A 13,874-nucleotide genomic window follows, 5' to 3' on the forward strand; every position below is an offset into this window, starting at 1 on the left:
GCGAGTGTCATGCCAGACCCCGTACCGTCCGGGCGGGAGCCCTGGTGCCTGCTATCGCTGCCACCATGTCGACCACCCGTCTCGTCGCTGCCACCTCGTGCACCCGGAACATCCGAGCACCCTGTGATGCCGTCAAAGCTGTCGCGGCCAATGTTCCCTCCAACCGTTCGGCAAGTCCTACACCCAGAGTCTCCCCGATGAAATCCTTGTTGCTCAGTGCCATCAGGACAGGCCATCCGGTGTTTACAAGACTGTCGATCCGACGCAACAGTTCGAGCCCGTGATAGGTGTTCTTGCCGAAATCGTGGGTCGGATCGATGATGATCCCGTCCGCTCGCACGCCCGCGGCCAGAGCGTTCTCGGCCGATCGAGTCACCTCGGAGAGCACGTCGGCGACCACGTCGGGGTAGCGAACGCGGTGCGGCCGGGTCCGGGGAACGGCTCCGCCGGTGTGCGAACAGACGATGCCGGCACCGACCTCGGCGGCGACGTGCACGAGCTCGGGGTCCGCGCCGGCCCACGTGTCGTTGATCAGATCGGCGCCCTCGGCGCACGCGAGCCGAGCGACCTCGGCCCGCCAGGTGTCCACGCTGATCACCAGATCCGGGTACGCGGCGCGAATGGCGGCGACGAACGGCACGACCCGTCGGGTCTCCTCGGCGGCGTCGACGGTGGCGCCGGGTCCGGCCTTCACACCGCCGATGTCGACGAGGTCGGCACCCTCGTCCACCGCACGGCGGACCGCGTCCATCGCGGCGTCGTCCTCGAACGTCGCGCCGCGGTCGTAGAAGCTGTCGGGGGTGCGGTTGACGATGGCCATGACCAGCGCACGGTCGGTCACGACCGGTCTACCGCACAGGGTGTCGGCGGGGACGGACGTCTCGGGTGCGCTCACACCACCATGATGCCCGTCCCCGGGGGCCACCTCAGCCCTTGGGCAGCTTGCCGGCACCGACCTCGTCGACGTACTCGTCGTAGCTCTCGACGTAACCGCCGGACTTGCCCTTCAGGACGAACAGGTCGCCGTCGCCGTCGCCGTAGCCCACCTTGCGGAGCTCGACCTTCTTGCTCTTGAACGTGGACGTGGCCTCGAGCGAGTCCACGACGCGGATGAACAGCGGCACGGCGTAGCCGGGCAGGTTCTTGTAGGCGTGCTCGGCGAAGCTCGCGCCGTCGAAGCTCTTGTCGTGGCGCAGGGTCACCGCCGCCATGCCCGCCTTGCCGTCGGTACCGGGAACATCGACACCGAAGACCACGGCCTGATCGACGTCGGGGTGCGAGTTGAGCGCGCCCTCCACCTGGGTGGTGGCGACGTTCTCGCCCTTCCACCGGAAGGTGTCGCCGAGACGGTCGACGAACGCCACGTGCCGGAAGCCCTGCTGACGCACCAGGTCTCCGGTGTCGAACCAGCAGTCGCCGTCCTTGAACCCGTCCTTGAGGAGCTTCTTGTTCGTGGCCTCCTCGTCGGAGTACCCGTCGAACGGCGCGCGGTCGGTGATCTTCGACAGCAGCAGGCCCACGCCGCCGGACCCCACTTTGCGCAGCCGACCGTTGTCGTCCCGCTTGGCCTTGCCCGTCTCGTCGTCGTACTCGACGACGGCGTACGGCAACGGGCAGAAGCCTGCGGTGCGGTCGATGTTGAAGGCGTTGATGAACGCGATGTTGCACTCGCTGGCGCCGTAGAACTCCGCCACGCGCTCGATGCCGAAGCGGGTGGTGAACTCCTCCCAGATCTCCGGGCGCAGCCCGTTGCCCACGATCAGCTTGATCGTGTTGTCGGAGTCCTGCGGGGTCTCGTCCTGCGTCAGCAGGTAGCGGCACAGCTCACCGATGTAGGTGAACGCGGTGGCCTCGTTCTCGCGTACGTCCTTCCAGAAGTTGGACACCGAGAACTGCTTGCCGATGGCGATGGTGGCGCCGGACGCCAGCACGGACGACAGGGACACCGTCAGCGCGTTGTTGTGATAGAGCGGGAGGCAGCAGTAGAGGACGTCGTTCTTGTCCAGACGCACGCCCATGCTGCCGAGACCGGACATGGACTTCATCCAGCGGAAGTGGCTCATCAGGCTGGCCTTGGGCATGCCCGTGGTGCCGGAGGTGAAGATGTAGAACGCCTTCTCCTTGGCCTGGACCTCGGCCGTGGTGGCAGGGTTCTCCGCGCTCGCCGACGCCGCCTTCTCGTCCAGCTCGTCCGCGTGCAGGATGACCTTCTCCGGGAGCGCCTCGTCGAGGGACTCGAGGGCCTCGACGCAGTCGCCGTCCACGACGAGGACGCGCGCGTCGAGGATGCCGAGACTGTGCTCGAGCACGTCGCCGCGCTGATTGAAGTTCAGCATTCCGGCCGTGGCGCCGAGCTTGACGGTGGCCAGGGCCACCAGCAGCGTGCGCATCGAGTTCTTGGCCAGCACACCGACGACGTCACCGCGCCGGACGCCGCGGTCGGTGAGCACGCTCGCGTACCGGTTCACCAGATCGTTGGCCTGGCCGTACGTGAGGGTGTCTCCCTCGAAACGTACGAACGGGTGGTCCGGCGTCTTCGCCGCGACGCGCTGGAAGATGTGGCCGATCGACTCCTTGTCGTCGGGCTTGCGCAGGAACCCGGGCACACCCCGGAGGACACTGGGCAGCGCCGCCGTCATCTTCGGAAGTGTGGCGGCGATGTCGAGCAATCCGACCTTGTGACGAGCCTCGGCACCCATGCTGTGGTTCCCTCCCCTGGCGAGCCGGCTGCGTCTCCGGCTGTGACGACGCTTACCTTACTGATTGGTAATGTTCACGGTGCGCGTGCCCTGCACGAGCCCACACGCCGTCAGAGCCGTGTCCACGTCCGCCGTGACGACCAGGCGATCGAGCGAGCGCTCGGAGACGAATCCCGTCCCGACGAGCGAGCGCATCCAGTCGAACAGCGGTGTGAAGTGGTTCACGGGATCCAAGACTACGACCGGTTTGTCGTGCATTCCCAGATATCCGGCGGTCCAGGTCTCGAACAGTTCCTCGAGCGTGCCGATACCGCCCGGGAGCGTGATGAACGCGTCCGCCCGGTCGTCCATGATGCGTTTGCGCTCGCGCATCGTCTCGGTGACCACCAGATCGTCGGCATCGATGTCCGCCACCTCGCGGTGCACCAGGGCCTGCGGGATGACTCCCACCGTGAATGCCCCCGCGGCGCGTGCGGCCGCGGCGACGGCGCCCATCATGGAGACGTTGCCGCCCCCGGACACCAACGTGCCGCCGCGACGTCCGATCTCGGTGCCCACGGCGGCGGCCAGATCGAGGTGATGCTGCTCCACCGGGCCGGACGCGCAGTAGACACAGACCGCGATCGACCCGGTCACTGCTCGGTCTCGCTCGCCCGCGACTCGGTCGCCGCGATCTCGGCCGCCCGGCTCTCGTCGACCCAGCGGACCACCTCCGCGACACTGTCCGTGCAGCGGATCAGCTCGAGATCCGCCTCGGACACCGTGCCGGCGGCCACCAGCGTGGTGCGGATCCAGTCGAGCAGCCCGCCCCAGAACTGCGTGCCGAACAGGATGATGGGGAACCGGGTGACCTTGCGGGTCTGCACCAGCGTGAGTGCCTCGAACAACTCGTCGAGCGTGCCGAATCCGCCCGGCATGCAGACGAAGGCCTGCGAGTACTTGACGAACATCGTCTTGCGGACGAAGAAGTAGCGGAAGTTGACGCCGAGGTCCACCCACTCGTTGAGCGACTGCTCGAAGGGCAGCTCGATACCGAGGCCGACCGAGAACCCGCCCGATTCGCAGGCCCCCTTGTTGGCGGCCTCCATCGCGCCCGGTCCCCCGCCCGTCACCACGGCGTAGCCGGCGCCGGCCAACGCGGTGCCCAGTTCGACGCCGAGCGCGTACTCCGCGGACTCGCGCGACGTCCGTGCCGACCCGAACACCGTGACGGCCCGAGGCAGTTCCGCCAGTGCGCCGAAGCCCTCGACGAACTCGCTCTGGATCCGCAGCACACGCCACGGATCGGTGTGCAGCCAGTCGGCGGAGCCCCGCGAGTCGAGGAGCCGCTGATCGGTGGTGGACCCACCGAACTCCCGTCGGTCCATGACGGGCCCGCGGTAGTTCGTGGACCTCTCGCCGGCGTTCTCCCGGCTCTCGTGCGCTCCCATGAGGGAGAGGCTAGTGGGCGTCGGTGGCGGTCAGATACCGGCGCAGGACGTCGGCGACATCGGTGATCTGCTGCACCGGTACACGCTCGTCGCGCTTGTGCGCGAGGTTGGGATCGCCTGGACCGTAGTTCACCGCCGGGATGCCCAGCGCGGAGAACCGGGAGACGTCGGTCCAGCCGTACTTGGCGCGGAACTCTCCCCCCGCCGCCGTGACCAGCGCCGCCGCCGCCGGTGCGGCCAGACCCGGCAGCGCGCCCGGCGACCTGTCGGTCACCTCGACGGTGAGATCGAGATGCTCCGCGTCGGTCGCCTCGCGCACGTGCTCGATCGCCTGCTCCACACTGCGGTCGGGGGCGAAGCGGAAGTTGACGTCGACGAATGCCTCGTCGGGGACCACGTTCCCGGCGACGCCGCCGCTGACACGGACCGCCTGCAGTCCCTCCCGGTACACGCAGCCGTCGATGTCCACGCTGCGCGGCATGTACGCGGCGAGCCGGTCGAACAGCGGGCCTAACTTGTGGATCGCGTTGTCCCCCAGCCACGATCGGGCCGAGTGGGCGCGCGTCCCCGTCGCGGTGAACCGCATGCGGAGCGTCCCCTGGCACCCCGCCTCGATGTAGCCACCCGACGGCTCACCGAGGATCGCGACATCTCCGCGCAGCCACTCGGGCATCTCCCGCTCGATGCGACCCAGACCGTTGGCCGACGCCTCGATCTCCTCGCAGTCGTAGAAGATCAGCGTCAGGTCCGCGGTGGGCTCCGCGACCGTCGCCGCCAGGTGCAGGAACACCGCGTCCCCCGACTTCATGTCGACGGTTCCGCATCCGTGGAGGACGTCGCCCTCGGCGTGCCCGCGCTCGCGACGACTCGGCACGTTGTCGGCGATGGGGACCGTGTCCAGGTGACCCGCGAGGATCACCCGCGTCGGGAGCCCCCGGTTCGTCCTGGCCAGCACGGCGTCGCCCGAGCGCACGATCTCGAATCCCGTGGTCTGCTCGCGCAGCGCCCGCTCCACCGCGTCGGCCAGCGTGGCCTCGTCTCGCGAGACGCTGGGAACGTCCACCAGCGCCGCCGTGAGGTCGACGGGATCGGCGTGCAGGTCCAGGGAGATCGGTGCGCTCACGCAGCCGACCTTACGTTCGCCCGGCCGTCCGGTCGTCCTCTAGGCTCGGTCCCCGTGACCACAGGAGCATCGGCAGTCGGCATAGCACACATCACCCCGTCGGGAACGGTGCTGGACACCTGGTTCCCCGCTCCCGAGCTCGCCGAGGTGGCCGAGGTGGCCGAGACCGGCACCGCACGGCTCGACGCGGCGGACGTTCCCCCGGAACTGGCCGCGCTGGTCGGACACGACGACGCCCGCGACCTCGACATCGTCGCGGTGCGGACCACCATCTCCTCCCTCGACGACGCCCCGGTCGACGCGCACGACGTCTACCTGCGCCTGCACCTGCTCTCGCATCGCCTCGTCCGGCCGCACGGCCTCAACCTGGACGGCCAGTTCGGCCTGCTGTCCAACGTGGTGTGGACCAACCACGGCCCGGCGGCCGTCGACGGCTTCGAGGCGACGCGCGCCCGTCTCCGTGCACGGGGCGCCGTCACCGTCTTCAGCGTCGACAAGTTCCCGCGACTCGTCGACTACGTGCTCCCCACCGGTGTCCGCATCGGCGACGCCGGTCGCGTGCGCCTCGGCGCCCACCTCGCGTCCGGCACGACGGTCATGCACGAGGGTTTCGTGAACTTCAATGCCGGCACGCTCGGCTCGTCCATGGTCGAGGGCCGCATCTCCGCCGGCGTCGTCGTCGACGACGGCTCCGACGTGGGCGGCGGCGCCTCGATCATGGGCACCCTGTCCGGCGGCGGCAAGGCCGTCATCTCGGTGGGACAGCGTTGCCTGCTCGGCGCCAACGCGGGCCTCGGCATCTCCCTCGGCGACGACTGCGTCGTCGAGGCGGGCCTCTACATCACCGCGGGCACCAAGGTCACCGGCCCGGACGGCACCGTCGTCAAGGCGGCCGATCTCAGTGGGCAGTCGAACATGCTCTTCCGTCGTAACTCCGTTTCCGGTGCCGTCGAGGTCGTGCCGTGGAAGGGTACGGGCGTCGAGCTCAACTCGATCCTGCACGCCAACGACTGAGCGATTCGGCGGCAGGCTGCGTCCGGGGGGACCGTGAGCCAGGAAGCGATACAGCAGGAACCGCGACTCGAGTCGGTGATCACCGACGATCTGAGTGACGCGGACGCCCACACGTGCGAGGGGCTGGTGCGCGGCGCCTTCGGCGAGCGCTTCACCCCGCACGACTGGCAGCACGCCCTGGGCGGTACCCACGTGATCCTCCGCGACGGCGACCGCATCATCGGCCATGCCGCCGTGGTGCCGCGCCTTCTCCACCACGGCGGCGACGAGTTCGACGGCGGCTTCGTCGAGGCCGTCGCCCTGGACCCGGAGTTCCGGGGCACCGGGCTGGGTGCGCGGCTCATGGCCGCGATCGAGGAGCAGATCGAGTCGGACGACGTGGTCGGCGTGCTCAATTCCCTGCCCGACGCCGTCGGGTTCTACGAGCGGCGCGGTTGGGTGCTGTGGCGCGGACTGCTCGGCGGCATCGGCAACACGGAGGAGCCGACACCGCCCGACGAGGACGACGCCGTCATGGTGTTCCGTCCCGAGTCCCGTCTCGATCCGGACGGCACGCTGCTGGTCAACAATCGCGTCGGGTCGCGCTGGTAGTCCTGCCCTCCCGAACATGTGAATCACCGTTCCGTCCTTGACACCAGTGCGGAACGGGCGTTCACTTCTTGCCATGGTGTACCGACGGACCGCTGCGGTCCAGGAGCGGCTCGATGCCGCCCGATCTCGAATCGTCGCCGCTGCACTGTCTCTCGTGGCCGAGCGGGGGTACGCCGCATGTTCGATGGCCGACGTGGCCGCCCGCGCCGGCATCGGTGTGGGCACCGTCTACCGCTACTTCCCCGGCAAGGGCGAACTGTTCGCCGAGGTCTTCCGCGACGCCTGCAGCCGCGAGGTGGCCGCCGCGACAGCGGCGGGTGTGCGCGCCGCCGCGACCGGCACCCACACCGACAGCCTGCTCGCCTCGGTCCGCACCTTCTGCGATCGCGCCTGTCGCGCACCGACTCTCGCGTACGCGCTGCTGGCCGAGCCCATCGACGCCCTCGTCGACACCGAGCGTCTCGCCTTCCGGCAGTCGTTCGCGGACGCGTTCGCCGCCGCCATCCGTGCCGCCGTCGAGGCCGGTGAACTCCCGGACCAGGACGCGCCCCTGACGGCGGCGTGCATCGTCGGCGCCATCGGCGAGGCACTGGTCGTCCCACTCGCCCGCGGCGAGGCCGACGCTCGCGTTCTCGCCGCACTCGAGACCTTCACACTCCGCGCCCTCGGCGCCCCGACCGACAGGAGAGCGTCATGACCCCCACGCACACCGTCACCAATCAGGTTCCGCCACTCATCGGCCACGACGTCGCCGACCACCCGGTCGTCCTGGAGGCCCTGCACCGCGAGGGCGCCGACGACGCGCTCGACGAGCTGCACCGGCTCGGTCGGCTGGCCGGGAGCGAGCAGGCGCAGCGCTGGGGCGATCTCGCCGAGGAGCATCCGCCCGTCCTGCACACGCACGACCGCTACGGGAACCGCATCGACGAGGTGGTCTACGATCCGGCGTACCACGAGTTGATGCGCACGGCAGTCGAATTCGGCATGCACGGGGCGCCGTGGCGCGACCCGTCACCGAACGCGCATCTGATCCGTGCCGCGAAGTTCAGCGTGTGGGGCGCGGTGGACGCGGGGCACGGGTGCCCGATCTCCATGACGTACGCCGTCGTTCCCGCACTCCGAGCGAACGCGGAACTGTCCGCGCTGTACGAACCGCTGCTCACCTCGTCGACGTACGACCCCTCGTACCGTCCTCCCGCGACCAAGACGGGTCTGATCGCGGGCATGTCCATGACCGAGAAGCAGGGCGGTTCCGACGTCCGGGCGAACCGCACGACGGCCGTGCCGCAGCCGGACGGCTCGTACCGGATCACCGGCCACAAGTGGTTCACGTCGGCGCCGATGTCGGACGTCCTGCTGGTCCTCGCGCAGGCGCCCGGCGGCCTGTCGTGCTTCTTCCTGCCCCGCGTCCTCCCGGACGGCACTCGCAACGCCATGGCGATCCAGCGCCTGAAGGACAAGCTGGGCAACCATTCCAACGCCTCGAGCGAGGTGGAGTACGACGACGCGACCGCCTGGCTCGTCGGCGACGAGGGTCGCGGCGTGCGGACCATCATCGAGATGGTCAACATGACGAGGCTCGACTGCACCCTGGGGTCGGCCACGGGAATGCGGGCGGGCACCGCTCAGGCCGTGCATCATGCGGTGCACCGGCAGGCGTTCGGGAAGAACCTCGTCGACCAGCCGCTCATGCGGAACGTCCTGGCCGATCTCGCGATCGAGTCCGAGGCGTCGACGACCGTCGCCCTGTGGCTCGCCGCGCTCACCGATCAGGCAGCTGCGGGCGACGAGCATGCCGCCGCACTACGGCGCATCAGCCTCTCCGTCAGCAAGTACCTGGTGTGCAAGCGCGGCCCGGCGCATGCGGCGGAGGCCCTGGAATGCCTGGGCGGCAACGGGTATGCGGAGGAGTCGAGGATGCCGCGGCTCTACCGGGAGGCTCCACTGCTGTCGGTGTGGGAGGGTTCGGGCAACGTCGCGGCGCTCGACACCCTGCGCGCCGTGGCACGACAGCCGGAGACGCTCGCCGTGTTCTTCGACGAGCTCGACGGCTGCCGCGGAGCCGATGCGGCGCTCGACGCCGCGGTGCGGTCGCTGAAGGACTCCTTCACCGACATCGCCACCCTCGAACAGCGGGCACGCCGCGTCGTCGGCGAGATGGCACTGGTACTGCAGGGCTCGCTGCTCGTGCGGCACGGCCACCCCGCGGTCGCCGACGCGTTCACGACGAGCCGACTCGGCGGCGACTGGGGCAGCGTGTACGGCACCCTGCCGACCGGGGTGGACACGGCCGCCATCATCGAGCGATCGATGCCGAAGGTTCCGGCGTGACCGACGCACCCGCCCCGTGGCGGGAGGGGTGGGACGAGGGAGCCGACTCCCCCTTCACCGGCCGGACTCCACAGCAGGACTCCCCGACGTTCCGGACGCTCACCTACGAGGTCGACGGGCGGGTCGCCCGGATCACCTTCGATCGACCGGAGCACGGCAACGCCATCACCGCGGACACCCCCGTCGAACTGGCGGCGGCCGTCGAGCGGGCGGATCTCGATCCGCGAGTACACGTCGTGCTGCTGTCCGGCCGCGGCAAGGGGTTCTGCGGCGGCTACGACCTGTCCATCTACGCCGAGAATCTCGATCGGGGCGACAGCGGGGCCGTGGACACGACGGGGACGGTTCTCGACCCCGTCGTCCAGGCCCGCAACCACGATCCGTCGGGCCAGTGGGACCCGATGATCGACTACGCGATGATGAGCCGATTCAACCGCGGATTCGCCAGCCTGCTGCATGCGAACAAGCCGGTGGTGGCCAAGCTGCACGGTTTCGCCGTGGCCGGCGGTACCGACATCGCTCTGTACGCCGACCAGATCATCTGTGCGGACGACACGCGGATCGGCTACCCGCCGACCCGCGTCTGGGGCGTTCCCGCCGCCGGGATGTGGGCACACCGCCTCGGCGACCAGCGAGCCAAACGACTGCTCCTGACCGGTGACTGTCTCACCGGGGCGCAGGCGGCGGAGTGGGGTCTCGCCGTCGAATCGGTGCCCGCGGATCAGCTCGACGCCCGCACCGAGGAACTGGTCGCACGGATCGCGCGCATGCCGATCAACCAGCTGATGATGGTCAAGCTGGCGCTCAACAGCGCGTTGATCAGCTCCGGCGTGCACACCTCCACGATGATCAGCACGGTCTTCGACGGCGTCGCCCGGCACACCCGGGAGGGCTTCGCGTTCCAGACCCGCGCTGCCACCGTCGGATTCCGGCAGGCCGTCCAGGAACGCGACGAACCGTTCGGTGACGCGAAGCGGAGGTGACGTGAGAACGGGGGGGAACAGGCCCCGCGATAAATCGGTTGGCTCCGAGTACGGCTCGATGAGACAGTCGAGCGGTACGTGAGGAGTCGTGTGTGTCCACCGGAGTGCTCGATCGCGGAACGAGACGTGCGGTCGAGGCGTCCTCCGCGACGGTGACCTCGTCGCTCCGCCGCTTCGCCCCGTTCCTGGCGCCGTATCGCTGGTACTTCGTCGGGTCCATCGTGGTCTCGCTGATCGCCACGCTCACCGGCCTGGTGATCCCGCTCGTCATCCAGAGCATCATCGACGGCCCGATCACCCGCGGCGACGTCGCCGGCGTGTGGTGCCCTGCGGCGCTGGTGTTGCTGCTGGGAACGATCGATGCCGCCGGCATCTGGATCCGTCGCTACCTGGTGTCGGGGCCGTCGAGTCAGTTCGAGATCACGGCCCGCGCGCACGTGTTCGCGAAGCTGCAGCACGTGTCGGTGGCCGCGCACGACAGCTGGGAATCGGGCCAACTGCTCTCCCGCGCCATCTCCGACCTCTCCGCGCTGCGCCGCTTCGTCGCCTTCATCGGACCGTTCATCATCATCAACGCGGTGACCCTCGTCGTGGGTCTCGGTGTCCTGCTCTCCCGCGCATGGCAGTTCGGCGTCATCATGCTCGTCGTGGCGATTCCGCTGGTGTGGGCGTGCGTCCGGTTCGAGGAGCTCTATCGCGTCGTCGCACGCGACGCCCAGGACCAGGCCGGCGACGTCACCACCACCGTCGAGGAGTCCATCCACGGCATCCGGGTGCTCAAGGCGTTCGGCCGCAGCGCCCACCTGGGACGCCGCTTCCTCGCGCAGGCCGCGACGCTCCGCACGACCGAGCTCACCAAGGTCCGATACCTGGCGATCCTGTGGACCGTCATCGTCGGACTGCCACCGGTGGCCGTCGGCGGCATGCTCGCCTACGGGACGTACGCCATCGTGACGGGGACCCTGACGGCCGGAACTCTGGTGGCGACCATGGCCATCGTCGCTTTCCTGCTGTGGCCCATCGAGTCCTTCGGTTTCCTGCTCGCCGAGCTGAACAACGCGCGGACGGCGGCGGATCGGTACTGGGAGATCATGGACACCCCGGACACCATCGTGGATCCGGTCTCCCCCGTTCCCCTGCCCGACCCGGTGCGGGGGCACATCCGCGTCGACCACGTCTCCTTCGCATTCCCGGACGCATCCGACCACCTCCTGCACGACGTCACGTTCGAGGTGCGTCCGGGCGAGACGGTGGCTCTCGTCGGCAACACCGGAACGGGGAAGTCCGTCCTGACGACGCTGATTCCTCGGCTCTTCGACGTCGACGGTGGCGCGATCACTCTCGACGGTGTCGACGTCCGGTCGATGCGGCTGGCGGATCTGCGCTCCGTGGTCTCGGTCGCCTTCGAGGAGCCGGTGCTGTTCTCGGCCAGTGTGCGCGAGAACGTCGCGCTGGGCCGCCCCGACGCGACGGACGAGGACGTCGCGGAGGCACTCGAGATCGCGCACGCGACGGATTTCGTCGAGAAGCTGCCGTGGGGCCTCGACACCCGGATCGGCGAGCAGGGACTGAGCCTGTCCGGCGGTCAACGCCAGCGTCTGGCGCTGGCGCGGGCGGTGCTCGGCCGGCCCCGCGTGCTCGTGCTGGACGATCCGCTCTCCGCACTCGACGTGGACACCGAGGCGACGGTTCAGCGCAGGCTGCGCACCGTGCTCGCGCACTCCACGACCGTGCTGGTGGCACACCGCCCCTCGACCGCCGCGCTCGCGGATCGCGTCGTGCACCTCGGCCACGGCACGGTGATGGAGACCGGGACGCACGAGCACCTGCTCGCCACCTCGGCGGCGTACCGCGACGTGATGGGCTCGATGTCGGGAGCGGAGCGAGATCATGGCTGACACCGACTGGCGCGGCGTCGGCGGTGAGGACACCGCCGTGGACCGGGCAGGCAACCTCGTCCTGGCCGGTCGCTCACGTCGACTGCTCTTCTCGCTGCTCCGTCCGCACCGCCGCCGCACGGTCCTCGCGATGGCGATCATCTTCCTGGACAACCTGGCGTTCGTCGCGGGACCGCTGTTCATCGCCCACGCTCTCGACACGGGCGTCGCCGCTGCCGTCGACGGACGATGGGCGCCGCTGGTGTGGACCGTGGCGGGATACGTCGTGGTCGGGTTCCTCGGCGCCGCCACGACGTACGCGTTCCTCATGGTCTCGGGCCGCCTGAGCCAGGACATCCTGTTCGATCTGCGCGAGCGGGTGTTCCGCCATGCGCAGGCACTGTCGCTGTCCTTCCACGAGAAGTACACGTCCGGCAAGGTGATCTCGCGACTGACCAGCGACGTCGAATCGCTGCAGACGCTTCTCGAGAGCGCGCTCAACGATGCGTTGACCGCGATCCTGTCGATGGTCTCGATCGCGATCATCCTGTTCTGGCTCGACGTTCCGCTGGCCCTCGTCGTGCTCGCGGGATTCGTTCCGCTGCTACTGATCACACGCTGGTCGCAGCGCCGCCAGCGCCGCGCCTACCGACGCACCCGGGTGTCCATCGCGCGCGTCGTGGTGCACTTCGTCGAGTCGATGGTCGGCATCCGCGCCGTCCAGGTGTTCCGCCGCGAGCGCCGCAACGACGCGATCCTGCTCGCGGAGGACACCGAGTACCGGGACGCCACCACCACCGCGCTGCGCGGAATGGCGAGCTACACCGGCATCGTGCGCTGGATCGGCAACGCCACCCTCGCCGTCATCGTGGTCGTGGGCAGCATGCGGGTCATCGGCGGTGCCCTCGACATCGGCGTGCTCGCCGCCTACGTGCTGTACCTCCGCCGCTTCTACGGGCCGCTCGACGAACTCGCGCAGGTGTTCAACGCGTACCAGTCGGCCGCGGCGGCGCTCGAGAAGATCTCGGGCGTACTCGAGGAGGAACCGACCGTGGCGCCTCCCACCACCCCGGTGCCGATCGGAATCGCGGCCGGCGACGTGGAGTTCGACCGGGTCTCGTTCGGCTACGCCGCGGACGCGCTGGTGCTGCAGCCCTTCTCGCTGCACGTGCCGGCCGGACAGGTGGTCGCCATGGTCGGCGCCACCGGTGCCGGCAAGTCGACGGTGGCCAAGCTCCTCGCGCGGTTCTACGACCCCACGGACGGCCGGATCCGTCTCGACGGCATCGATCTCCGCGACCTGGCCGACGACGACCTGCGTCGCAACGTCGTCATGGTGACGCAGGAATCGTTCCTGTTCTCCGGATCGATCGCGGACAACATCCGACTCGGCCGACCGTCCGCGACCGACGACGAGGTGCGGGCGGCCGCCGACGCCGTGGGCCTCACCCCGTTCCTGGCCGCACTGCCGCGGGGCATCGACACCGACGTGCGCAAGCGCGGTGGACGTCTGTCCTCCGGACAGCGACAGCTGGTGGCCTTCGCGCGGGTGTTCCTCGCCGCACCGTCGGTGATCGTGCTCGACGAGGCCACGTCCAGCCTCGACATCCCCGGCGAGCGCCTGGTCCAGCGCGCCCTCGAGACGATCCTGCACGGCCGGACCGCACTGATCATCGCGCACCGCCTGTCGACGGTCGCGATCGCGGACCGTGTTCTCGTCATGGCCGACGGACGGATCGTCGAGGACGGCACCCCGGAGGCCCTCGTCGCCGGCGACGGCAGGTTCGCGCACCTGAACACGGCGTGGCAGGAGAGCCTGGTCTGAC

The 13,874-nt window shown here is 69.3% G+C and carries 12 protein-coding genes; 7 read left to right on the plus strand and 5 right to left on the minus strand.

Going from position 1 to position 13,874, the window contains the following annotated elements; genetic code table 11:
• Positions 1–7: 7 nt before the first annotated feature.
• The 5 genes from folP to dapE all read right to left on the minus strand — a co-directional run bounded on the left by folP (position 8) and on the right by dapE (position 5,252).
• Complete coding sequence (folP, locus tag HQ306_RS02190) at positions 8–820, minus strand: dihydropteroate synthase (protein WP_081821090.1); 813 nt, start codon at positions 818–820, stop codon at positions 8–10.
• Between the two features lie 106 nt (positions 821–926).
• Positions 927–2,699, minus strand: coding sequence for a long-chain-acyl-CoA synthetase (locus tag HQ306_RS02195; protein WP_027503865.1), 1,773 nt, complete (start codon positions 2,697–2,699; stop codon positions 927–929).
• A 57-nt stretch (positions 2,700–2,756) separates the two neighbouring features.
• Positions 2,757–3,335 carry a TIGR00730 family Rossman fold protein gene (locus tag HQ306_RS02200; RefSeq protein WP_222627391.1) on the minus strand — a complete coding sequence of 193 codons (579 nt, stop codon included), beginning with the start codon at positions 3,333–3,335 and terminating at the stop codon, positions 2,757–2,759.
• Complete coding sequence (locus tag HQ306_RS02205) at positions 3,332–4,129, minus strand: TIGR00730 family Rossman fold protein (RefSeq protein ID WP_027503866.1); 798 nt, start codon at positions 4,127–4,129, stop codon at positions 3,332–3,334. The genes HQ306_RS02200 and HQ306_RS02205 overlap by 4 nt, the downstream gene beginning before the upstream one ends.
• Before the next feature lie 10 nt (positions 4,130–4,139).
• Positions 4,140–5,252 carry a succinyl-diaminopimelate desuccinylase gene (gene dapE / locus HQ306_RS02210; RefSeq protein WP_027503867.1) on the minus strand — a complete coding sequence of 371 codons (1,113 nt, stop codon included), beginning with the start codon at positions 5,250–5,252 and terminating at the stop codon, positions 4,140–4,142.
• Between the two features lie 54 nt (positions 5,253–5,306).
• Here dapE and dapD point away from each other — a divergent pair, with 54 nt between their 5' ends.
• The 7 genes from dapD (at position 5,307) to HQ306_RS02245 (ending at position 13,873) form a co-directional block, all read left to right on the plus strand.
• Positions 5,307–6,266 (plus strand): 2,3,4,5-tetrahydropyridine-2,6-dicarboxylate N-succinyltransferase, encoded by a 960-nt coding sequence (gene dapD / locus HQ306_RS02215; protein WP_222627393.1) that lies wholly within the window; start codon positions 5,307–5,309, stop codon positions 6,264–6,266.
• A gap of 33 nt (positions 6,267–6,299) precedes the next feature.
• Positions 6,300–6,857: a GNAT family N-acetyltransferase gene (locus HQ306_RS02220; protein ID WP_222627395.1), complete on the plus strand. Its 558-nt coding sequence runs from the start codon at positions 6,300–6,302 to the stop codon at positions 6,855–6,857.
• Between the two features lie 73 nt (positions 6,858–6,930).
• Positions 6,931–7,554 (plus strand): TetR/AcrR family transcriptional regulator, encoded by a 624-nt coding sequence (locus tag HQ306_RS02225; RefSeq protein WP_222627397.1) that lies wholly within the window; start codon positions 6,931–6,933, stop codon positions 7,552–7,554.
• Entirely contained in the window at positions 7,551–9,188 is a 1,638-nt protein-coding gene (locus HQ306_RS02230; protein ID WP_222627399.1) for an acyl-CoA dehydrogenase family protein, read from the plus strand. Before HQ306_RS02225 ends, HQ306_RS02230 begins: the two co-directional genes overlap by 4 nt.
• Positions 9,185–10,171 carry a crotonase/enoyl-CoA hydratase family protein gene (locus HQ306_RS02235; RefSeq protein WP_308115386.1) on the plus strand — a complete coding sequence of 329 codons (987 nt, stop codon included), beginning with the start codon at positions 9,185–9,187 and terminating at the stop codon, positions 10,169–10,171. Before HQ306_RS02230 ends, HQ306_RS02235 begins: the two co-directional genes overlap by 4 nt.
• Before the next feature lie 92 nt (positions 10,172–10,263).
• Positions 10,264–12,069: an ABC transporter ATP-binding protein gene (locus HQ306_RS02240; RefSeq protein ID WP_222627401.1), complete on the plus strand. Its 1,806-nt coding sequence runs from the start codon at positions 10,264–10,266 to the stop codon at positions 12,067–12,069.
• Complete coding sequence (locus HQ306_RS02245; protein ID WP_222627403.1) at positions 12,062–13,873, plus strand: ABC transporter ATP-binding protein; 1,812 nt, start codon at positions 12,062–12,064, stop codon at positions 13,871–13,873. Before HQ306_RS02240 ends, HQ306_RS02245 begins: the two co-directional genes overlap by 8 nt.
• Position 13,874 lies beyond the last annotated feature (1 nt).

This window comes from Rhodococcus sp. BP-160, from assembly GCF_019836205.1.
Lineage (GTDB): Bacteria > Actinomycetota > Actinomycetes > Mycobacteriales > Mycobacteriaceae > Rhodococcoides.